Source organism: Pseudaminobacter salicylatoxidans (assembly GCF_003148475.1).
Lineage (GTDB): Bacteria > Pseudomonadota > Alphaproteobacteria > Rhizobiales > Rhizobiaceae > Pseudaminobacter > Pseudaminobacter salicylatoxidans.
Genome location: NZ_QGGG01000006.1, coordinates 129,758 through 149,913 on the forward strand (window position 1 = coordinate 129,758; position 20,156 = coordinate 149,913).

Consider the following 20,156-nt stretch of genomic DNA (forward strand, 5'->3'; position numbering starts at 1 on the left):
GTTCACCTTGCGCAGCGCCTTGACCTTGCGGGCGCCTGGTTGGTGTCCGATGATAGGCAACCAGAGCGTTGGCATGCCTGTGGCTTCGCTGCCGTCTTGCACGCCGACCACATGCGAAAACGGCTAAAGGAGGTGCCGGGATCATGAAAACGAGCGCAGCGCCCATGAAAGAATCGCCTTCTCGGCTGATCGACGCACGGATCGAGGAACTGGATGACTGGAGAGGCAGGATGCTTGCCCATGTCCGCGGCCTGATCAGGCAGGCCGATCCCGAAGTGGTCGAGGAGTGGAAATGGCGTGGCGTTCCGGTGTGGTATCACGACGGAATGATCTGCACCGGCGAGACCTACAAGAGCGTGGTGAAACTGACTTTTGCCAAGGGGGCCTCGCTTGAAGACCCTTCAGGCCTGTTCAATTCCAGTCTCGACGGCAATGTCAGGCGTGCGATCGATATTCGCGAAGGCGAAGAATTGAACGAGGATGCCTTCAAGGCGCTCATACGCGCTGCCGTGACGCTGAATGCGGCTTCAGCCTGACAACGGCGTGCGGCACCCCCGCCGCCGCGCATTCGAGAATCTTACGGCCTGGACCATGATGCCGAAAAGCGTGAAGCGGTTTTCGGGCGGCGGCATCATGGTCTATCTAATTGATTTTGCCGCATGTGGCGACGCTAGGTGATTCCACCTGGCTGCAACATGCTCTAACGCTTCAGCGCTTCGTAAACCGCGATGCCGGCCGCCAGGTCTTCCAGTGCCGCGCCCACGGACTTGAACAGGGTGATCTCTTCCGCCTTGCGACGGCCGGGTTTCTGGCCGCGCGCCAGTTCGTGCAGGTCGGCCACGATACCGTCGGCCGAAAGCGCGCCGGAGGCCAGGGCCTGCACGATGTCGCCCGCCTCTTTCGTGGCGCCGGCGCGGGTGTCGACATAGACGCGTGCGCGGCGGATCGCTTCGTCGTCGCTTTCGCGCATGTCGGGCGTGAATGCGCCGACCAGATCGATATGGGTTCCGGGCTGGAGCACCTTACCCCTGATGAGCGGCGTGTTGGAGATCGTGGCGCAGGAGATGATGTCGGCCTCCGCCGCATCCGCATCGAGATCGTCGCTCACGATGGCGTCAAAACCTTCCGCGCGAAGCTCGTTTGCCACCTTCTGGGCGTTGGCGGGTGTGCGGTTCCAGATGCTGACCTGCTTGATCGGCCGCACCGCCGCATGTGCGCGGGCAAGGAACTGGGCGACCGCGCCCGCACCGACGATCAGCAGGCGCGAGGCGTCTTCGCGAGCGAGATAAGTCGCGGCAAGCGCGGAGGCGCAGGCCGTGCGCCATTGCGTCAGCCGCTGGCCGTCGATCAGCGCCTGCGGTTCGCCCGTGGTGCCGTCGAGCAGCAAATAGAGCCCCATCACCGCCGGTTTGCCGATGGCGTTGTTGTCGGGCGATACGGTGACGATCTTCACGCCGATATGACCGTTGCCGCTGACGCCTTCGGCGTTGAAATCCGTCCAGGCAGGCATCAGCAGCAGCGTGGAATCGGCGCCGGTCGCATGCTCGACCGCATGGTGGTGCCGAACCGGCTGGATGGCGCCGTCATGGAAAGCCTTGCGCAGTGTCTCGACCAGACCGGGAAAGCTGAGCGCGTGGTCCACCTCGGCGGCCGAAATCATCTGCATGGTTCAAAACCTCTTTCTGGAAAGGGCTGCCGTCGCTCAGGGTTTGGCGGCCGGAAGATTGCCGCCGTTCGCAGGCGGGCGGGGCTTGCCTTCGCTCAGGATCTGGATTTCCTGCCCGCGCACGCGTGCCAGCTTGCGATAGCGGCCTTGCCGGAACCAGGTGACGATGCCGCCCACGATCACACCCAGCGCCAGTGCGGCAAGTAGCAGCGCAAACAGCGGCACCTGGATCGTCAGTGCCGGATTTCCGGGGTTGAACGGGTCGAGCGTGAAGTCGGCCGGAGCACGGTTGGCGACGGCCAGCGCGATCAGGATGATGGCGAGCGGTACGAGGATGACGATCAGCAGGACGCGATTGAGCATTTCAAATTCCAGTCAGGGCGAAGCGACGGCGGCTTCGCCAATACATCACTTGTCGTTCAGCCGCTCGCGCAGTTCCTTGCCCGTCTTGAAGAAGGGCACCCACTTCTCCTCGACCTCTACTGAATCGCCGGTGCGCGGGTTGCGTCCGACGCGGGCCGGGCGGTTCTTGACCGAGAATGCGCCGAAGCCGCGCAGTTCCACGCGGTTGCCGTCAGCCAGGGCGTCGGTGATTTCATCGAAGATCGCGTTCACGATGTTTTCGACGTCCCGCAGGAACAGATGTGGATTGCGAGAGGCAATGATCTGAACGAGTTCGGATTTGATCATGAGCGCGGTCCCCGCCAAAAGGCTTTTCGTTAAAGAGTATGCGGATGATTTTATTCGCTTTTACGCCCGCCCGCCGAAGATTCAAGGGTGCCAGAGCGATACGAGACCGTCAAGAAACAACCGCTCGCCGCCGATCTTGCGGATGAGTTCGTCGCCGTAGTCGGGCACGCCCAGCACGCGTCCCACGATCTTGCCCAGCGAACTGCCCAGCAACAGGCTGGTGGCGCTGCCGCTCTTGGGCTTCCACTCGATCACCTTGAGCTTGTCGTCCACGCCCTTGGAAACCAGCCAGGCAACGGCCTCCTGCTCGCCGCCGACCTCGTCGATCAGCTTCTTCTGCAGCGCCTGCCGGCCGGTGAAGATCGAGCCGTCGGCCAGCGCGACGACCTCGGAGCGGGTCAGCGGGCGGCGGCTTTCGACGAGGCCGATGAACCAGTCATAGCTGTCGAGGATCATCGCGCGGATCATGTCCCGCGCGGCGTCCGAGGTCGGCTTGAAGGGCGAGGGCTCGGCTTTCAGCGGGGTGGATTTGATCTCTTCCAGCTTGATGCCGAGCTTGTCCATCAGCCCGCTGATGTCCGGATATTGCACCAGCACGCCGATCGAGCCGACGATGGAGGTCTTGCGCGCGACGATGTGATCCGTGGCGGTGGCGATCATGTACCCGGCGGAAGCCGCCAGTGTGCCGACCTGCGCCGTCACCGGCTTTTCCGCGGCCAGCCGCCGCACCGCGTCGAATATCGCTTCGCCGCCGGCGGTTGTGCCGCCGGGTGAGTCGATCGACAGGATAACGCCCTTCACCGCCGGCGACTTTCGGATACGCTCCAGGCGGTCCAACAGGTCCTCGTCTTCGGTGATGGTGCCGGTGACTTCCACCTTGGCGATGTGGCTGGCGCTGGTGCCGACTTCGTCGCCATAAATCCACATCGACGCGGCGGCGATGGCGATGGCCGCGATCAGGATCGCCAGCACGCGCCAGAAAGTCAGTTTTCGCCGCAGACGGCGGCGGTCGATCATGTCGTCGGCTCTCATAACCATGCTGGCCTCGCGGTTGCGGAAACTCACCTATCTAGTTCAGCTCCGCACTCTCGGCTACCGCTTTCGTCACGCGTGCCGTTCCGGGACGAGTTGGATCATCTGGGGGCTGACTTTTCACGTAAAAGTAACCATATTGCCGTGTAAGTCGAGGCTGGCGGGGGTGGTTTTCGTCCAATCGTATGGTGAATACGCAGGGACACGGTGCCTGTATTCGGCTCGATACTGCCAAACATCGCATGGGGTCGCGCGCGGTTTTTTCGGCGCGTGCCGTTGAAGTTTTAAGTGCAACGCCACATTTTTGTGGCTTTCGGCCGTTTGATGCTTCCTTTGCGGGGGCGGGATATTCGTGATGATGACGGTTTCCGCAGCCGGAAGCCGAATTGAAAAGGCAGCAGTTTGGCGCAAGCGACAGAAACGATCAGCCAGCGCATGACCGTCGATCCGGCCGCGCATTCCGCAATCGCGACGGGCCACGACCTGCGCGCCGCCTTCGAGCGTGCGCGCAAGCACTCCCTTCGCGTTCGCTTCCTCAAGGGTGCCCTGCCGCTCCTGGCGGCGCTCATGGCGGTGGGGTTCGTGGGCTATTCCTATTTCGTCACGCCGGCTTCGGTGGCCGTCGTGACCGACGGCTCTGCCTATTCCGACGGCAAGCTGGTCATGGCCAATCCCAAGCTCGAAGGCTTTACCAAGGACAGCCGCCCTTACAAGATGACCGCTTCGCGCGCCGTTCAGGACGTGAAGAACGAGGGCATCGTGCAACTCGAGGGGATCGCCGCCAAGCTGCCGATCGACAAGGATAACTGGGCGATGGTCGATGCGCCGCACGGCACCTACGACCGTGAGAAGAACACGCTCGACATCACCAGCGACATGGTCATCACCACCGCCGATGGCATGGTGGCGAAACTGAAATCGGCCTTTCTCGACATGGCCAGCGGTGGCATGAAGACGAACGACCCGATCGATATCGAGACAAAAGGCGCCCGGATTACCTCGGATTCGATGACGATCCTTGAAAATGGTAAGGTTTTGGTGTTCGAGAATCGGGTACGAATGAATATCGATCCCACCCGGTTGAAGTCCGGGGAGGACGTGAGCGGAGGCCAGGATGGGGTTCAGTAGTTTGCGGTTGCCGCTCGGCGCTGCCTTGGGGCTCGCGGTTTTCGCCGCCGCCGCAGGGCAGGTCCAGGCGCAGGACAAGGCCGCGCAGGACGGCAAGGGTGCGCAAGGCCGCCTGCAGGGCTTGAGCCTTTCCGGCAAGGACCCGATCCAGATCGAAAGCGACAAGCTCGAGGTTCGCGAGTCCGATAGCGTCGCCATCTTTTCCGGCAATGTCACCGTCGTGCAGGGTCCGACCCTGCTGAAGGCGGGCAAGATGACAGTTTATTACGCCAAGGATGGCAAGGAAAACGGCGGCGGTTCGGCAGCCACCGGTTCGGCCAATATCGATCGGCTCGAAGTGGACGACAAGGTCTACGTCAAGTCCAACACCCAGGTCGCCACCGGGGATCGCGGCACCTTCGACATGAAGTCGGAGGTTCTGGTCCTGTCCGGTAAGGAAGTGGTTCTGTCGGAAGGCAGCAATGTGCTGGTCGGCTGCAAGCTGACGGTGCAGATGAAATCCGGCGAAGCGCAGGTAGACGGTTGCAAGAAGGGCAGCGATGCCGGCAACGGCCGCGTCATGATGTCTATCACGCCCAATTCCACGTCCGGGGCTGGCCAGAAAAAGTAACGATGCAGCAGCGTGCCCCGCTTTTGTCGCGCCTTTCCGGGCGCTCGCAACCGGCCCCGTCGATGCCCAATGTGCAAAGGGAAGGCGCCCTCAAGGGCACTTTGATCGCCAAGGGGCTCACCAAGGCCTATAAGGGGCGCACTGTGGTCAACGGTGTCTCTCTCGGCGTGCGTGCCGGTGAGGCGGTGGGTCTGCTGGGGCCGAACGGCGCAGGCAAGACCACCTGTTTCTATATGGTCACCGGGCTGGTGCCGGTGGACAAGGGCACCATAGAGATCGACGGTTTCGACGTCTCCTCCATGCCGATGTACCGGCGCGCGCGCCTCGGTGTCGGCTATCTGCCGCAGGAAGCCTCGATTTTCCGCGGCCTGACGGTGGAAAACAATATCCGCGCCGTGCTGGAAGTGGTGGAAAAAAGCCGCAAGGAGCGCGAGCGCAATCTGGATGCGCTTTTGGACGAGTTCCACATCGCGCATCTGCGCAAGGCTCCGGCAATCGCGCTTTCGGGCGGCGAGCGCCGACGCCTTGAAATCGCGCGTGCTCTGGCCAGCCGCCCCAATTACATGCTGCTCGACGAGCCGTTCGCTGGCGTTGATCCGATCGCGGTTTCCGATATCCAGCAACTCGTGCGCCACCTCACCAAGCGCGGCATCGGCGTTCTGATCACCGACCACAATGTGCGCGAGACGCTGGGTCTCATCGACCGCGCCTACATCATCCATGCCGGTGAGATCCTGAAACACGGTTCGGCCGCAGACATCGTCGCCGACCAGGATGTGCGCCGTCTCTATCTGGGTGAAGGTTTTACCCTCTGAGGGTTGATGGCGGGCTGGCTCCTGCCTGCACAAAGCTCCCGATTGCGGCCATTCCGGCTTTGCTTCGCTTGACAAGCAAAAGCCGGGCCAGTTTCAATGCGACCGTGAAAAAATCTGGTGCCGGTGACGCCCGGCGCTGTTCGGAACATAGAGTTCACTTTCATGGCGCTTGCGGCCAAGTTGCAGCTTCGGCAATCGCAGTCTCTGGTGATGACGCCGCAGCTCATGCAGTCGATCCGGCTGCTGCAGATGACGCATGTCGAGCTTGAGCGCTTCGTGGAGGAGGAGATCGAGCGCAATCCGCTGCTCGAACGCGCCGAAACCGTCGAGGAGACGGGCGATGCGGGGGCTGCCGCCGAGGCGGTCCCGACTGGGGAATGGAACGGCACGGAGGCCGGCTGGAGCGCCGAAACCATGTCGGAGGTGTTCGACAGCTCGCTCGAAAACATGTTTCCCGACGATCCCGGCACAGCCGTCAGGCTCGGCCCCGACCTGTCCGCTCAATGGAAATCGGCGGGCACGCAGGGCACGCCGGCCGGCGGCGACGATTTCGACCTTGAGGAAATCTTTGCCTCCAGGATAACCCTGCGCGATCACATCGCCGAGCAAATTTCCGTAACCATAACAGACCCGATCGGCCGCCTGATCGCTCATAGTCTGGCTGACGGGCTCGATGAGGCAGGCTATCTGCGCGACGATCCCGCTGAAATCGCAGCGCAATTGGGTGCCGGGGACGACGCCGTCCGGGCGATCCTGAAAACCTGCCAGACCTTCGAGCCGGCGGGCATTTTCGCGCGCGATCTGGCCGAATGCCTTGCGTTGCAACTGACCCGCCGCGACCGGTTCGATCCGGCCATGCAAGCGCTGGTCGGCAATCTCGACCTGCTCGCCCGCCGCGATTTTCAGGCGCTGAAAAGGCTTTGCGGCGTGGACGAGGAGGATCTTCTCGAGATGATGGCCGAGATTCGCGGCCTCGATCCGCGACCGGGCGCTGCCTTTGCCGGCGGCGGCGTCGCCGACGCCATCGTGCCGGATGTGGAGGTGTGTCCGGCCAGTGACGGAAGCTGGGCGGTGGAGCTCAATTCCGACGCGTTGCCGCGTGTTCTGGTCGATCAGGCCTATTTCGCACAGGTATCCGGTCGCGCGACGGATCCGGTGGAGAAGGAATTCCTGTCGGAATGCCTGCAGAACGCCAACTGGCTGACCCGCAGCCTCGATCAGCGCGCCAGAACCATCCTGAAAGTGGCATCCGAGATCGTGCGACAGCAGGATGCCTTCCTGCTGCGCGGCATCCGGCATCTGCGCCCGCTCAACCTGCGCACGGTCGCAGAGGCGATCGGCATGCATGAATCGACCGTCAGCCGTGTCACCGCGAACAAATATATGCTTACCCCACGCGGCGTGTTCGAGCTGCGCTATTTTTTCACCGCCGCGATCGCTGCTTCGGGTGAGGGCGAGGCGCATTCGGCCGAGGCCGTCCGCGACCGTATCCGCCAGCTTGTCGAGGAGGAACCGGAGGAGGTTCTGTCCGATGATTCGATCGTCGATATTTTGCGCCGCGAAGGCGTCGACATCGCCCGCAGAACTGTTGCTAAATATCGGGAAAGTATGAATATTCCATCGTCGGTGCAGCGGCGGCGCGAGAGGCGGGCGCAGGCCGCAGCATGCCGCTGAATCACCATGTGTTGTTTACCCTTATTTAGCCATTGATTGACAAGTGCGGGCGAAGTGACTAGAAGCCCGCCCGCAATGCAGGGCGATTGGCTCTGGAGTAGATGCTCCTTCTGGGGACGGCTTGTGATTAAGCAGAAAGTTCGGGCCTAAATTCGGCTGGAGAGCCGCTGCCAACCTTGTTTGTGCCGGCCACGGGTATAAACTTAGAAAGCAGTTTGAAGTCTGAACAGGAAGGTCAGTTTTCAGATGACTCTACGCGTTTCGGGAAAGCACATGGATATCGGCGATGCGTTTCGTATGCGCATCGAGGAACGGATCGGTGAAGCGATCGATAAATATTTCGATGGCGGATTTTCCGGGCATGTCATGGTCACGAAATCCGCATCGCGCTTCACGGCGGACTGCATGGTCAGCCTCGACACGGGCATCTCGCTCCAGGCTGCCGGCGAAGCTCAGGAGCCGTCGCTGGCGTTCGATGCTGCGGCTGACCGGCTGGAAAAGCGGCTGCGCCGCTACAAGCGCAGGCTGAAGTCCCATTATCCAGGCCTTGCCAACGGTGCGGCGGTAAACGTGGCCTATACGGTCGTGGCTCCGCTGGATGATGAAGAGGAGGATCTGCCGGAGGATTATGCGCCGGCCGTCGTCGCTGAATCGACTGTTGCATTGCGTACAATGACCGTTGCGTCCGCGGTGATCGAACTCGACACCAAGGACAGCCCTGTCTTCGTGTTCCGCAATGCGGGGACCGAACAGATCAATATCGTCTACAGGAGGTCGGACGGGAACATCGGGTGGATCGACCCTTCGACGAACAAAGTCGCGCAGGGATAAGAAACGTCTCCTGACTGACAAGTCGGATTGAAAAATTCGGCCGGTCGGGCAGAGAAAGGATATTGGGTATGGATCTGAGCGATCTGATCGAGGTCCAGGCAATTATGCCTGCCTTGAAGGCGAACTCCAAAAAGCAACTCCTGCAATTGCTTGCCGAGCGCGCCGCCGCCATCACCGGCCTGCCGGAAAGGGAAGTCTTCGACACGATCCTGCAACGCGAGCGCCTAGGCTCCACCGGCGTGGGCAACGGTATTGCCATCCCACACGGCAAGCTGGCGGGCGTGAAGCGCATCACGGGCGTGTTTGCACGGCTTGAAGCGCCGGTGGAATTCGAGGCGCTGGACGATCAGCCGGTCGATCTGGTGTTCCTGCTTCTGGCGCCCGAAGGCGCAGGCGCCGATCACCTGAAGGCGCTGTCGCGCATCGCGCGCGTGCTGCGCGATCCCGACACGGTGGCCAAGATCCGTGGCACGCGCGATGCCTCGGCCATTCATGCCCTTCTGTCGGATACGCAGGCCTCGCACGCGGCCTGATCCGGAATTCCGGGATTTTCTCAAAGCAAATGGGCGGCCGCTGGGGCCGCCCATTTGCTTTTGTAGACCTCGCGCCGGTCGATAGGGTCACGCCCTGTTAGTTGATGGAGACCGGGGTCAGGTGATTCTCTAGTGCACCGGCGATTGCGGTGTCGCGTGCATCCGACAGCAGGATCGGCTGGCCATTGGCTGCGAACAGGGCCCAGATTTCCATGCCGGACGCGATTTCGCTCAGGCTCGGGAACTTGCCCTTCAATTCGTCGCTGTCGATCTTGCGCAGATAAGCGAAGGTGCCTTCACCCAGATGGGCCAGTTCGGCCTCGGTGAGGGCCTGTCTGGTGTCATGGTACGTCATAATTAGCCTCCTTTTTGCGGGGCGTCTTAGGACCGAACCCGCGGGTAGAGCTGATGTTCCTTCCGGCGGGCGACTCTAGTCTCTCACCGAAATGTTTATTTTCCGTACGAAGCGCTCCGGCTCCGGCCGGTCGAGGTCGATCGAGAGAAGACCGTTCTTCAGCTCGGCCCCGATAACCCTCATGCCATCTGCCAGCACGAAGGTGCGCTGGAACTGCCGCGCAGCGATGCCGCGATGCAGGTACTCGCGCTCGGTGTCGTCATTCTGCCTGCCGCGCACTACGAGCTGGTTTTCCTCGGTGGTGACTTCCAGATCCTCGTCACAGAACCCGGCCACCGCCAGCGTTATGCGTAACGTTTCGCCGTTACCCTCGGATCGTCGGATGCGTTCGATGTTGTAAGGCGGATAGGAATCCCCCGACTTCGCCAAGCGCTCCAACGTTTTTTCCATAGCGTCGAACCCAAGTAGCAACGGGCTCGAAAAGGGCGTCATGCGACTCATTTGATGTCCTCTAAGAGCGACCTCGAAAGGAAAAACCCGGATGGCATTTTTCCCGTCGATCCTGATATGGTCCGCCGCGCAATCAACTTCAAGTCTGCCTGGATCACGGGCGGATCACATAAGGGAAACCATAAATGGCAGCCACTGAGAAGATCATTATCGATACCGATCCTGGCCAGGACGATGCCGTCGCCATTCTGCTGGCGCTTGCGAGCCCTGAACTGGACATTCTGGGTATCACCGCGGTTGCCGGCAATGTTCCCCTCCATCTGACTGAAAAGAACGCGCTGAAGATCTGCGAGCTTGCCGGCAAGCCCGCGACGAAGGTCTATTCCGGCGCCATCCGCCCCATGGTGCGCCCGCTGGTCACAGCCGAGCACGTCCACGGCAAGACCGGGCTGGACGGCCCCGACCTGCCCGAGCCGACGATGAAGTTGCAGGATAAGCACGCGGTGGATTTCATCGTCGAGACGCTGATGCGCGAAGCGCCCGGCACGGTGACGCTTTGCCCGCTTGGGCCCCTTACCAACATTGCGCTGGCGCTGGTGCGCGAACCGCAGATCGCCACACGCATCAAGCGCATCGTGCTGATGGGCGGTGGTTTCTTCGAAGGCGGCAACGTCACGCCCACAGCCGAGTTCAACATCTATGTCGATCCGCATGCGGCCGATGTCGTGTTCGGTTCCGGCGCGCCGATCGTCATGATGCCGCTCGATGTCACCCACAAGGCACTGACCACCGCAAAGCGCGTGGACACCTTCCGCCGCATGGGCACGAAGGTCGGCACGGCTACTGCCGAACTGCTCGATTTCTTCGAGCGCTACGATGAGGAGAAATACGGCACCGATGGCGGCCCGCTGCATGACCCCTGCGTCATCGCCTATCTGCTCAAGCCTGAATTGTTCAAGGGCCGCGACTGCAATGTCGAGATCGAGATCGGCTCGGAACTCACCATGGGCATGACCGTGATCGACTGGTGGGGCGTCACCTCGCGCAGGAAGAACGCCATGGTCATGCGCGACATCGACCATGAGGGTTTCTTCAACCTGCTGATCGAGCGCCTCGCGAGGCTGTAGCCGAAGCGCGCGACATGACCATCCCTCGCGGGCGCCTTATTTCGCCCGCGAAAAGGCGAGCCACAGGCCGCCGCCGATGAGAAAGCCGCCGCTGAGGCGAGAGAGCAGCCGGACGCGGCGGGCTGAAAGTGCACGGCCCGCGCGCCCGGCAAGCAGTGCATAAGTGGAATCCGACATCGCCGCGAAGACCAGCGCCGTGGCGCCCATGATCACGATCTGCAGCGCGTGATTTCCCTTTGGGTCGAGGAACTGCGGGATGAAGGCGCCAAAGAAGATCAGTGTCTTGGGGTTGCTGATGGCCACCAGAAAACCCTGCAGGAAAAAGCCGCCACGCGGCCGGGCAGGCGCCTCGCCGTCCATCAGTTTGCCGCCTGTACGCAGCATCTGCCAGCCCATCCAGATGAGATAGGCAGCCCCCAGCAGCCGCAGCCACTCGAACCAATGGCCAGCGGCCTCGATCATTGATGTCAGGCCAATGCCGACAATGGCGATCATGACGGCGATGCCTGCTTGCGTGCCGGCGACGTTGAGCAGCCCCGCGCGCGTACCATGACGCATGCTGGAGGCGATGATCAGCGTGACGGTGGGGCCCGGCACGAGGATGATGACGATGCAGGCAATGACATAGGCTGCGTAAACGTCCGGCGACATGGTCGAGCTTCCCGTTGAGGGAAAATCAATGCATGACGCGAGGGCAGTGTCCAGAGGGTTGGCCACTGCGTCGCGCCGGGAAACTATCTTTTCACGCTCCCGCTTTCCATGGCAGCACCGCCTCATAGGTTGCCGCCGCCTGCAATACGGCGAGGTCGTCGCGCGGTCGGCCGATGAGTTGCATGCCCATCGGACGGCCTTGCGCATCGAAACCGACAGGCACGTTGACGGCGGGGCAGCCGGCCAACGAGGCGTAGGCCGAAACCTCCATCCAGCGGTGGTAGCTTTCCATGGCCCGGCCGGCCACTTCCTTCGGCCAATGGGTGCCGACCGGGAAGGGGAATACCTGCGCGGTGGGCAGCGCCAGCAAGTCGAAACGCTCGAAGAGCTTCAGCAAGGTTGCGTGCCAGCGGGAGCGGGTTGTGGAGGCGGCGTGAACCTGCAGTGCGGTCAGTCGCATCGCGCCCGCGACTTCCCAGATTGCCTCCGGTTTCAGAAGGTCGCGCCGATCAGGGTTGTCGAAATGCGCCTTCAACTCGCAACCGCTGGTCGCCTGCCGCAAGATGATGAAGGCATCCCACAGCGCATCCAGATCGAAGTCGGGCACGATCTGCTCGGTGGCAAAGCCGATGTCGGCGAAGCGCCGCAAGCCCGCCTCACATAGCTCCAGAATGCCGGCTTCGACCGGCAGATGCCTGCCGAGATCGCCGAGCCAGGCAATACGCCCGTCCTTCGGCGCTGCGTCGAGCCTGTCCAGATAGGAGGCCTCGCCGTCATGCGACAGCGGCGCGCGCGGATCGTGGCCGGCCTGCACACCAAGCAGCAGCGCCATATCGCGCACATTGCGGCCCATCGGTCCTTCAAGGCCGATCTGCGAGTGGAATATCTCGTTCATCGGACCGGCCGGCACCAGCCCCTGCGAGGGACGCAGGCCGAAGACATTGTTGAAGGCGGCCGGGTTGCGCAGCGAGCCGCCGAAATCGCTGCCATCGGCCACCGGCACCATGTCGAGGGCCAGTGCAACGGCCGCGCCGCCGCTCGATCCGCCGGCCGTCAGCGCCGGGTCGAAGGCATTGAGCGTCGCGCCAAAGACATTGTTGTAGGTGTTTGAGCCGAGGCCGAATTCGGGTGTATTGGTCTTGCCGATGAAGATGGCGCCCGCCGCACGCATACGCTCGACGAAGAAATCATCTTCGTTCGGCACGAAACCGGCAAAAATCGGGGAGCCGAAAGTGGTTTTCAGTCCCTTGGTCTGCGCCAGGTCCTTTATCGCGATGGGCAGGCCATGGAGCGGACCAGGCGCGATGCCTTTCGCCAGCGCGCTATCAGCGGCCTCGGCCTCGGCGAGGATGTCGGAGCGCTCGCGCAGCGACACGATGGCGTTGACCTGCGGGTTGACGGTTTCGATGCGGTCGAGGAAGGCGGTGACCACCTCGCGCACGGAAAGCTTGCGCGCCTTGATCTTGTCCGCCAGTTCCACCGCCGACAGACGGCAGATTTCACTGGCGGGCGGCAGGTCGTGCCTGGAAGCGGGGCGGTTCGAACTGGCCATCGCGATCAACCCACAGGCTCGCCGGAAAGTGCTGCATCCACCTCCCGCGTCAGCGGGATCGCCGGTTGCGCGCCGGGTTTGAGGCATGCGAGCGACCCGGCAACGGCCGCGCGCCGCAGCGCGTCACCCAGAGGCAGGCGCTCGGCAAGCCCGGCCGCCAGATAGCCGCAGAACGTGTCGCCGGCGCCGACCGTATCGACCGGCGTGATTTTCAGCGCCGGCACGCTGAGAAAGGCTTCGGGCGTGGCGGCAAGCACACCGTCGCCGCCGAGGGTGACGATAACCGTGCGGCCGGTCTGCTGCGCGAATGCCTTCATGCGGGCAGGGCGGTCTGCGCGGGAAAGCGCCAGCGCCTCGCAATAAAGGTCGAATTCGGTTTCGTTGGCGACGACATAATTCGCCTTGCCGAGAAAGGCGGCGGCTTCCTTGCGGAAGGGCGCGGTGTTGAGGATGGCGACGCCGCCGGCAGCCGCCGTGGCGTCGAGCACCGCTTCGACCGTGGTGAGCGGGATTTCGTGTTGCAACAGCACGATGTCGCCCTTTTCGAGCGCGGCTCCATCGAGGTTTTCCGGCAGAACGGCGGCGTTGGCGCCCGGAACCACGGCAATCATGTTCTCGCCGTCGTTGCCCACCAGAATGTGCGCCGTGCCGGTTGACGCTTCGGTTTCGGCCACGCCGGAGAGGTCTACCCGGCCATCCTTGAGCAGCGCCAGCGCCTCGCCCGCGAAAGCGTCCTTTCCGACCGCCCCGATCATGCGCACGGGCGCGCCAGCGCGCGCGGCAGCCAGCGCCTGGTTGGCGCCCTTGCCGCCCGGCGCGGTCTTGAAACCACTGCCCGGCACTGTTTCGCCTGGTGCCGGAAGCCGGTCGACAGTGGCGATCAGGTCGAGATTGATGGAGCCGATGACGGTGATCAAGGATAGCCTCCCGTTGACTTTCGCGGGGAAGCTATCCTGCGTCGGGCTATATTGAAATAGTGGATCGGGTGTAATCGACAGCCCGATCCGGCAGGCTTAGCCGCCAAGCTGGCCGGCTTCCCAGCCCAGTATCGCGCGCTTGCGCGTCAAGCCCCAGTGATAGCCGGTCAGTGCGCCGGACTTGCCGACGACGCGGTGGCAAGGCACGACGAAGGACAGCGGGTTGGCGCCCACCGCCGCGCCGACCGCCCTGCTTGCGGCAGGCGAGCCGATATCGCAGGCGATGGCCGAATAGCTGCTGGCCTTGCCCATCGGGATTTTCAGGAGCGCGTCCCACACCCGGATTTGGAAATCCGTGCCGATCATCACCACCCGCAGCGGGTCGTCGGCACGCCAGCGGGCCGGGTCGAAGATACGCGCAGCATAGGGGGCGGTCGCGGCCATGTCCTCCACATAAACCGCGTTCGGCCAGCGGCTGGACATATCCGCGAAGGCTTCCCGCTCGTGTCCGGCATCGTTGAAGGAAAGGCCGGCAAGGCCGCGGTCGGTTACCATGACCAGCGCCACGCCGAAGGGCGAGATGTGGTAGCCGTAGCGAATGGTGAGGCCGGCTCCGCGGCTCTTGTAGTCGCCGGGCGACATCGCGTCATGCGTCACGAACAGATCGTGCAGGCGTCCGGGTCCGGACATGCCGAGCTCATAGGCGGTTTCGAGAAGCGGCATGCCTTCATCCAGCAGCCGGCGGGCATGATCCAGCGTCACCGCCTGCAAAAACCCTTTCGGTGAAAGGCCGGCCCAGCGGGTGAACAGTTTCTGCAAACCGGTCGGAGTTTCGCCCACCTCTTCGGCCAGGGCTTCCAGCGAAGGTTGGTCGCGATAGTCGAGGCTGATCTTCTCTATGACGCGGCGGACGATTTCATAGTCGCCGCCCTGCGGCGTGATGTCTTCACGCAAGATGGCTGTATGTGCGTTCATGGCTCTGTCTCCTTGAACGCGAATATCGCCCTGTGTGTCTGTCATAACCACCCGAAACTTGCCTTGTTTGTGGGATTTCGCTCAACCGTCGTTCGGGTGCCTGCTATCGGCAATGGCTGGCGGCCTCAGCGGCTCTTGGCCGTGGCCAGCGCCAGCGAAAACGCCTTGGCGAAGCTTTCGCGATCGTCCGGGTTGAGGAACGAGCCGATCGGCACGCTCTTCTCGCGCGATTGGACAGCCATGTCGGTGATGCCGATCTCGGAGTGCCGTTTCACCGAAAAGCGTGCCCAGAAGGGGTTGAAGTGATGGTTTTCCGTGCGGCCTGACGGTGCGACCTTGTGGATATCCAGCCTCGTGCGCGAAACGATGACCTCCTCGCGCACCCGCGCCGCGCGGTAGTTCAGGCGGAAGGCGATGTAGATCGCCAGCACGTCCAGCCCGAAGAAGCCGAACACCGGCCAGGCTCCGCTGGCGAGGAAGAACGCGCCCGTGACGAGCCAACCGAAGGTCAACGCGCCCATCAGCACCATGAAACCGGTGCGCCCGAGCGACCGGTGCGGTTCCAGAAGCGCGTGAAAGAACGGCTCATCAGCCGCATATGCAGCGTTTGTCTCGCTCATGGCCGCAGTTTATAGGAAAGACATGGACAGTCCCAAGCGCAAAGATGAATCGCAGCCGAAAAAGCTGCAATCGACCACGGCGGGCGGCAGGACGAAACCGGCGCAGAAGCGTGCGCGCCAGCCCCGGACGCTCTACACGCGCGCCGAAATTCACGAGATTTTCCGACGCTTTGCCGTCCAGCGCCCGGAACCGAAGGGTGAGCTGGAGCATGTCAACGCCTTCACCTTGCTGGTGGCCGTGGTTCTGTCGGCGCAAGCCACCGATGCCGGCGTCAACAAGGCCACCCGTCCGCTGTTCAAGATTGCCGATACGCCCGAAAAAATGCTGGCACTGGGCGAGGAAAAGCTCGGCCAGTACATTCGCACCATCGGGCTCTGGCGCGCCAAGACCAGGAACGTGATCGCGCTTTGCGAAATGCTCATCCGCGACTATGGCGGCCAGGTGCCGGACAGCCGTGACGAACTGGTCAAGCTGCCGGGCGTGGGCCGAAAGACCGCCAATGTGGTGCTCAACATGGCTTTCGGCCAGCACACGATGGCGGTCGACACCCACATATTGCGCATCGGCAACCGCATCGGTCTGGCGCCGGGCAAGACGCCCGAGCAGGTGGAGGCCGAACTGGTGCGCATCATTCCCGACGAATATATGCGCCACGCCCATCACTGGTTGATCCTGCACGGCCGCTATGTGTGTAAGGCGCGCAAGCCGGAATGCGAACGCTGCGTGATCGCCGATTTGTGCAAATACAAGGACAAGACCACCGACATTCCCGCGCCGCTGGTGCCGATCGCACCGCTGGAAGAGGTGGGTGCGGCGGCTCAGTAATTGCGGACCATGATCGCGGCGAAGATGGGGATCAGCATGAAGATCACCATCTGCGCGCGCAGGCAGGTGCGGACTGGCGCGAATTCATCGGCAGGCACCACGAAGCCGGCATCGGCCGAGACGCGTTTCTTCCAGGAAATGAAGCGCATCGTCGGCAGGATCGACAACAGGGCGACCGCCACGAAGGCGGCCATCTTGGCCCAGAACGCCCAATTGTAGACGTAGAATTCCCAGCCTTTCAGGCCGTAGAACACGCGCCCTATACCGACGAGGATGACAAGCATCGCGACCATGCCGTAGGCGCGGTCTATGCCCGCCAGCCGGCCGATGATGCGCGGCGACAATTCGCTGCGGATCAGCACGATTTCCGCAGCGATGATCGCTGCGAGCGAAAAAACCAGAATATGGTGGAAAATGGCGAGCAGCAGGTCGGTGGTTTCCATGGGGGCCTCATCCCTTTGCCCAAGCGACGAATCGGTATCATTCTGCACTATGAACCGTTCCAGAAGACGTTCATATCGCCGCCGCGGTCAAGCATTCCGGCAAAATCCCAGTGGAGCGGCATAATTGCGGTGCGCCGGGGTCGTGCTACCATCGCTGCATGATGAAACTTTCACGCGCCATCAATCCCATGCCTGAAACGATAAGGCTTGCGCTGTCCGAACGCGGCCTCATGACGGCATATGAGGCGCGGCCCGACTATCAACGGAACGACTATCTCGGCTGGATTGCCCGCGCGCGCCTGTCTTCCACGCAGGAAAAGCGGTTGCGCCAGATGCTTGAGGAACTGGCGCGCGGCGACGTTTACATGAATATGGCGTGGCGTCCTCGAAAACGCATATGAGCTTGCCTGAACCGGACAGGCATCCCCCGTTCTTCCGGAAAGTCGAGATTTTCCAATGACCTTCGGCGACACTGTTCCCATTGTCGAAACACCGAGAACGATCCTGCGCGGCCATCGCCTGCAGGACTTCGATGAGGCCGCCGCGATGTGGGCGCATCCGGCGGTGACGCGATACATCGGTGGCAGAGCCATGACGGGCGAGGAGGTCTGGTCAAGACTGCTGCGCTATGCGGGGCTGTGGAGCCTGTTTGGCTATGGCTACTGGCTCATCGAGGAAAAGGACACAGGCCGTTTCCTCGGCGAGGCCGGTTTCCAGAATCTGAGGCGCGATATCGAACCTGCCCTGGACGACATTCCAGAGGCCGGTTGGGTGCTTGCCGCCGCCGCGCATGGCAAGGGCCTTGCCACCGAAATCGCGCTGGCAATTCATGACTGGAGCGACAGGCATCCGAGCAGACGCCGGACCGTTTGCATTATCGACCCCGAGAACGGGGCGTCGATACGCGTGGCCGAAAAATGCGGATATCGGGAAGTGACGCGGACCAGCTACAAGGGGTCTCCCGTCATTTTGTTCGAAAGATAGCGCTGGGATGCGGCAATGCCGCTCAGCGCCGCCATGTCGAAAGCTCTGGACTTTTGCATCCCCGGTTTTCCCGTCGCCACCGGCCCCGAATGATGCAGCCGGCGGGAGATGCGTTCGGCCATGGGACGACGCAGCAACCGGTGTCTGAAAGGCCGCAGCGTGCATTGCTTGACTTTGTACTGAAGTTCCGGGACACTCTTGCCATGTCTATTGTAGTCGGCAGTCGAAACAAATTTTTTCAGCGGGTGTGCCCTATCGCGGGACATTAGCCCCCGGCTCGGCTGCATTGCGCCCCCGAGCCCCGGGGGTGGATATGGTAAATTTCGCGAAATTTGACCGCGAATCGGCGCTTTCCAACACAACTACATCTGCCAGACAGGCAGCCGCACACCGTAACCCGTGGCCGGGTTCCGTGGCGGTCAAAAGCACGGGTAACGCAATGCAGGAAAAGACCAGGGCCAAGCGCAAGCCGGTCATCAAGATCGCCGCAACGGATCACGCCAAGCTGGTTTCCTTCGCCGAGGCGATGGAAAGCCGCAATCCGGAAATGGCCGAGGAGCTGATGCTCGAACTCGACCGCGCCAAGGTGGTCGCCGATGGCTCCATTTCCGCTGACGTCGTGCAGATGGGCTCGACCGTCACCTACAAGCCGGACACGGGCGAAGCCCGCACCGTCACGCTGGTGTTCCCCGGCGATGCCGACATCGCGCAGGCCAAGATTTCCATCCTTACGCCGATCGGTACAGCTCTGATCGGGCTCGCCACGGGGCAGGCGATCCAGTGGACCGCCCGGGATGGCCGCAGCCACGAACTCGAGATCATCGAGGTGCGTCAGCCGGCCGCCGCAGGGGCCTGACCATATGGTCGTCCGGTTGGCTCGGCACTATTTCATCTACCGCGCGGGCAATCTCGTCGCAGGAGGCTGACCCCTGCGCCGGTCGCGGTCGGCGATCCGGTTCAGGGGATATCTTCATCGATCAAGAGAAAACGCTTGATGCCGAAGCCGCGCGAATGCGGTCCGGCTGGAGATTTGCCATGTCGAACACGGATTTCTGTCAGCTCACGACCAAGGACTACACCATCCTGGAAGTGATGCTGGAGCGCTGCATGGGCCAGGATGACCCGCTGCGCGAACTTCTGCGCCGCAAGCTGGACGGCGCTCGGGTCATGTTTCGCGACGATATTCCCGACAATGTCGTGACGCTGAGCAGCCGCGTCGTCTACCGGGTCGATGATGGGCCGGCTGAAACGCGCATCGTCGCCCATGACGAGATGCGCGGCATGGTGGGCTCGGTGCTGCCGATCTCCAATCCGCGCGGGCTGGGCCTGATGGGATTGGCGGAAGGCCAGTCGATCATCATCCGCCGTACCGACGGCGGCGAGGAAAAGCTGACGGTGCAGGAAGTCGCCTATCAGCCGGAAGCGGCCCGAAAAGCGGCGGAAGGTGCGCGCGATGGGGGCCGTCCGAGGCAGGGCGGGCCGATCCTGCGTGTTGTCCATCGCTCCGATGACGTGTCGCCGCGCCCGATCAGGGTGATGCCTCTGCCGCCCTTCGACGGGGGCCCGGACGATCCGGGGCCGAGCGCAGCCTGAGGCTATATCGGGCTACGCGATTTCCGTCGTCCTTCTGCCCTTCCCTTGAAGCTCGGGACAGAAGTGGCGGCGCTTTTCAAGCCTGCCGATGTGAATACCGAGGCCGCCAGCTTTACCGCCTGTCGCAGGTGGCGGCGGAATAATTGCCGCTCGCTTCACGCATGATGATATCGAACGCGGCGGCTTTCCCGGTATTGGACGTGACCTGGGTGACGTCGATCGAATTGCCGCCTGAGGTGAAGCCACCGAGCGGTCCCAGCCAGGTGATTTCGCCTTCGGGGCTGAGTTCATATTTGTGCGGTTCCGGCGGCGGCCCGAAGCGATATGGCCCGCGATAGCTGTCGCCCTCTATGGCTATATCGCCCAGATGAATGAACATGCCGAGCGCATAGACCTCGCAGTGATAGACGCCGTTCAGGAGCCGACCGGCGTCCTGATCTGCATGGCAGGGAACGGGGAAGGCTGCGCTGGATGCGCAAAGCAGTGCGGCCGTGAGAGACGTTTTCATGGAGCGCCGTTCACTTCGCCGAAATCTGTCAATTGCCGGAAGTCGGTTCGTTTTCCGGCATTCTTGCCAGACATGAAGGTCTTTTGCGCATCCGTGTAGAGGGCATTCGTCAACTCCCGTGCGGCATTGGCCGCTGAACCGTTCCCGGCAGTCAGCAAAGCATTCCGGTCCCCGCC

26 protein-coding genes are annotated in these 20,156 nt (G+C 62.4%); 13 read left to right on the forward strand and 13 right to left on the reverse strand.

Features of this window, described 5'->3' with window-relative positions; genetic code table 11:
• The first annotated feature begins 143 nt into the window (after window positions 1-143).
• The gene (locus tag C7441_RS10345) at window positions 144-536 is read left to right on the forward strand and encodes a DUF1801 domain-containing protein (protein WP_170125081.1); all 393 of its coding nucleotides are present in this window, start codon (window positions 144-146) and stop codon (window positions 534-536) included.
• Window positions 537-700: 164 nt separating this feature from the next.
• On the opposite strand, the gene lhpI is transcribed toward C7441_RS10345, so the two are convergent.
• From lhpI to sppA, 4 genes are all read right to left on the reverse strand, one after another.
• Complete coding sequence (gene lhpI / locus C7441_RS10350; protein WP_109612804.1) at window positions 701-1,666, reverse strand: bifunctional Delta(1)-pyrroline-2-carboxylate/Delta(1)-piperideine-2-carboxylate reductase; 966 nt, start codon at window positions 1,664-1,666, stop codon at window positions 701-703.
• 36 nt (window positions 1,667-1,702) lie between these two features.
• Window positions 1,703-2,029, reverse strand: a complete 327-nt coding sequence (locus tag C7441_RS10355) for a lipopolysaccharide assembly protein LapA domain-containing protein (RefSeq protein ID WP_019172802.1) — start codon at window positions 2,027-2,029, stop codon at window positions 1,703-1,705.
• A 45-nt stretch (window positions 2,030-2,074) separates the two neighbouring features.
• Window positions 2,075-2,356 carry an integration host factor subunit beta gene (locus C7441_RS10360; protein WP_019172803.1) on the reverse strand — a complete coding sequence of 94 codons (282 nt, stop codon included), beginning with the start codon at window positions 2,354-2,356 and terminating at the stop codon, window positions 2,075-2,077.
• Between the two features lie 81 nt (window positions 2,357-2,437).
• Window positions 2,438-3,394, reverse strand: a complete 957-nt coding sequence (gene sppA, locus C7441_RS10365) for a signal peptide peptidase SppA (protein ID WP_170125082.1) — start codon at window positions 3,392-3,394, stop codon at window positions 2,438-2,440.
• Window positions 3,395-3,823: 429 nt separating this feature from the next.
• On the opposite strand from sppA, the gene lptC reads away from it, so the two are divergent.
• The 6 genes from lptC (at window position 3,824) to ptsN (ending at window position 8,979) form a co-directional block, all read left to right on the forward strand.
• Window positions 3,824-4,516: an LPS export ABC transporter periplasmic protein LptC gene (lptC, locus tag C7441_RS10370; RefSeq protein WP_425326578.1), complete on the forward strand. Its 693-nt coding sequence runs from the start codon at window positions 3,824-3,826 to the stop codon at window positions 4,514-4,516.
• A complete protein-coding gene (locus C7441_RS10375; RefSeq protein ID WP_244916114.1) occupies window positions 4,503-5,126 on the forward strand; it encodes an LptA/OstA family protein in 624 nt (207 codons plus the stop codon). Before lptC ends, C7441_RS10375 begins: the two co-directional genes overlap by 14 nt.
• A gap of 62 nt (window positions 5,127-5,188) precedes the next feature.
• Complete coding sequence (gene lptB, locus C7441_RS10380; protein WP_425280388.1) at window positions 5,189-5,941, forward strand: LPS export ABC transporter ATP-binding protein; 753 nt, start codon at window positions 5,189-5,191, stop codon at window positions 5,939-5,941.
• Between the two features lie 162 nt (window positions 5,942-6,103).
• The gene (gene rpoN, locus C7441_RS10385; RefSeq protein WP_109612806.1) at window positions 6,104-7,615 is read left to right on the forward strand and encodes an RNA polymerase factor sigma-54; all 1,512 of its coding nucleotides are present in this window, start codon (window positions 6,104-6,106) and stop codon (window positions 7,613-7,615) included.
• Window positions 7,616-7,861: 246 nt separating this feature from the next.
• Window positions 7,862-8,446: a ribosome hibernation-promoting factor, HPF/YfiA family gene (gene hpf / locus C7441_RS10390; protein WP_109612807.1), complete on the forward strand. Its 585-nt coding sequence runs from the start codon at window positions 7,862-7,864 to the stop codon at window positions 8,444-8,446.
• A gap of 68 nt (window positions 8,447-8,514) precedes the next feature.
• Window positions 8,515-8,979, forward strand: coding sequence for a PTS IIA-like nitrogen regulatory protein PtsN (ptsN, locus tag C7441_RS10395; protein ID WP_019172810.1), 465 nt, complete (start codon window positions 8,515-8,517; stop codon window positions 8,977-8,979).
• Window positions 8,980-9,076: 97 nt separating this feature from the next.
• Here the strand turns inward: ptsN and C7441_RS10400 are convergent, their stop codons facing one another.
• Both C7441_RS10400 and C7441_RS10405 read right to left on the reverse strand, forming a co-directional pair.
• Window positions 9,077-9,334: a BQ00720 family protein gene (locus tag C7441_RS10400; RefSeq protein ID WP_019172811.1), complete on the reverse strand. Its 258-nt coding sequence runs from the start codon at window positions 9,332-9,334 to the stop codon at window positions 9,077-9,079.
• 75 nt (window positions 9,335-9,409) lie between these two features.
• Window positions 9,410-9,835, reverse strand: a complete 426-nt coding sequence (locus C7441_RS10405) for an Hsp20 family protein (RefSeq protein ID WP_109612808.1) — start codon at window positions 9,833-9,835, stop codon at window positions 9,410-9,412.
• A gap of 134 nt (window positions 9,836-9,969) precedes the next feature.
• On the opposite strand from C7441_RS10405, the gene C7441_RS10410 reads away from it, so the two are divergent.
• Window positions 9,970-10,911, forward strand: coding sequence for a nucleoside hydrolase (locus C7441_RS10410; RefSeq protein WP_109612809.1), 942 nt, complete (start codon window positions 9,970-9,972; stop codon window positions 10,909-10,911).
• 36 nt (window positions 10,912-10,947) lie between these two features.
• Here C7441_RS10410 and C7441_RS10415 read toward each other — a convergent pair whose 3' ends face one another.
• The 5 genes from C7441_RS10415 to C7441_RS10435 form a co-directional block, all read right to left on the reverse strand.
• Entirely contained in the window at window positions 10,948-11,562 is a 615-nt protein-coding gene (locus C7441_RS10415) for a LysE family translocator (RefSeq protein ID WP_109612810.1), read from the reverse strand.
• Window positions 11,563-11,653: 91 nt separating this feature from the next.
• Window positions 11,654-13,114, reverse strand: coding sequence for an amidase (locus C7441_RS10420; protein WP_109612910.1), 1,461 nt, complete (start codon window positions 13,112-13,114; stop codon window positions 11,654-11,656).
• A 5-nt stretch (window positions 13,115-13,119) separates the two neighbouring features.
• Window positions 13,120-14,031, reverse strand: a complete 912-nt coding sequence (locus C7441_RS10425) for a ribokinase (RefSeq protein WP_109612811.1) — start codon at window positions 14,029-14,031, stop codon at window positions 13,120-13,122.
• A 96-nt stretch (window positions 14,032-14,127) separates the two neighbouring features.
• Window positions 14,128-15,006, reverse strand: coding sequence for a methylated-DNA--[protein]-cysteine S-methyltransferase (locus C7441_RS10430; protein ID WP_109612812.1), 879 nt, complete (start codon window positions 15,004-15,006; stop codon window positions 14,128-14,130).
• Between the two features lie 125 nt (window positions 15,007-15,131).
• Window positions 15,132-15,626, reverse strand: a complete 495-nt coding sequence (locus tag C7441_RS10435; RefSeq protein WP_019173953.1) for a DUF2244 domain-containing protein — start codon at window positions 15,624-15,626, stop codon at window positions 15,132-15,134.
• A gap of 22 nt (window positions 15,627-15,648) precedes the next feature.
• Between C7441_RS10435 and nth the strand changes: the two genes are divergently transcribed.
• Window positions 15,649-16,452 (forward strand): endonuclease III, encoded by an 804-nt coding sequence (gene nth / locus C7441_RS10440; protein ID WP_109612813.1) that lies wholly within the window; start codon window positions 15,649-15,651, stop codon window positions 16,450-16,452.
• On the opposite strand, the gene C7441_RS10445 is transcribed toward nth, so the two are convergent.
• Window positions 16,446-16,895 carry a DUF2214 family protein gene (locus C7441_RS10445; protein ID WP_019173955.1) on the reverse strand — a complete coding sequence of 150 codons (450 nt, stop codon included), beginning with the start codon at window positions 16,893-16,895 and terminating at the stop codon, window positions 16,446-16,448. The two genes, nth and C7441_RS10445, sit on opposite strands and share 7 nt — an antisense overlap.
• A gap of 158 nt (window positions 16,896-17,053) precedes the next feature.
• Between C7441_RS10445 and C7441_RS10450 the strand changes: the two genes are divergently transcribed.
• The 4 genes from C7441_RS10450 (at window position 17,054) to C7441_RS10465 (ending at window position 19,472) form a co-directional block, all read left to right on the forward strand.
• Window positions 17,054-17,296, forward strand: a complete 243-nt coding sequence (locus C7441_RS10450) for a YdeI/OmpD-associated family protein (protein ID WP_342353270.1) — start codon at window positions 17,054-17,056, stop codon at window positions 17,294-17,296.
• Between the two features lie 55 nt (window positions 17,297-17,351).
• A complete protein-coding gene (locus C7441_RS10455; protein ID WP_109612814.1) occupies window positions 17,352-17,879 on the forward strand; it encodes a GNAT family N-acetyltransferase in 528 nt (175 codons plus the stop codon).
• 439 nt (window positions 17,880-18,318) lie between these two features.
• Window positions 18,319-18,735 (forward strand): nucleoside diphosphate kinase regulator, encoded by a 417-nt coding sequence (gene rnk, locus C7441_RS10460; RefSeq protein WP_109612815.1) that lies wholly within the window; start codon window positions 18,319-18,321, stop codon window positions 18,733-18,735.
• Window positions 18,736-18,914: 179 nt separating this feature from the next.
• Entirely contained in the window at window positions 18,915-19,472 is a 558-nt protein-coding gene (locus tag C7441_RS10465; protein WP_109612816.1) for a GreA/GreB family elongation factor, read from the forward strand.
• A gap of 112 nt (window positions 19,473-19,584) precedes the next feature.
• Here the strand turns inward: C7441_RS10465 and C7441_RS10470 are convergent, their stop codons facing one another.
• Window positions 19,585-19,980, reverse strand: coding sequence for a hypothetical protein (locus C7441_RS10470; RefSeq protein WP_109612817.1), 396 nt, complete (start codon window positions 19,978-19,980; stop codon window positions 19,585-19,587).
• Window positions 19,981-20,156 lie beyond the last annotated feature (176 nt).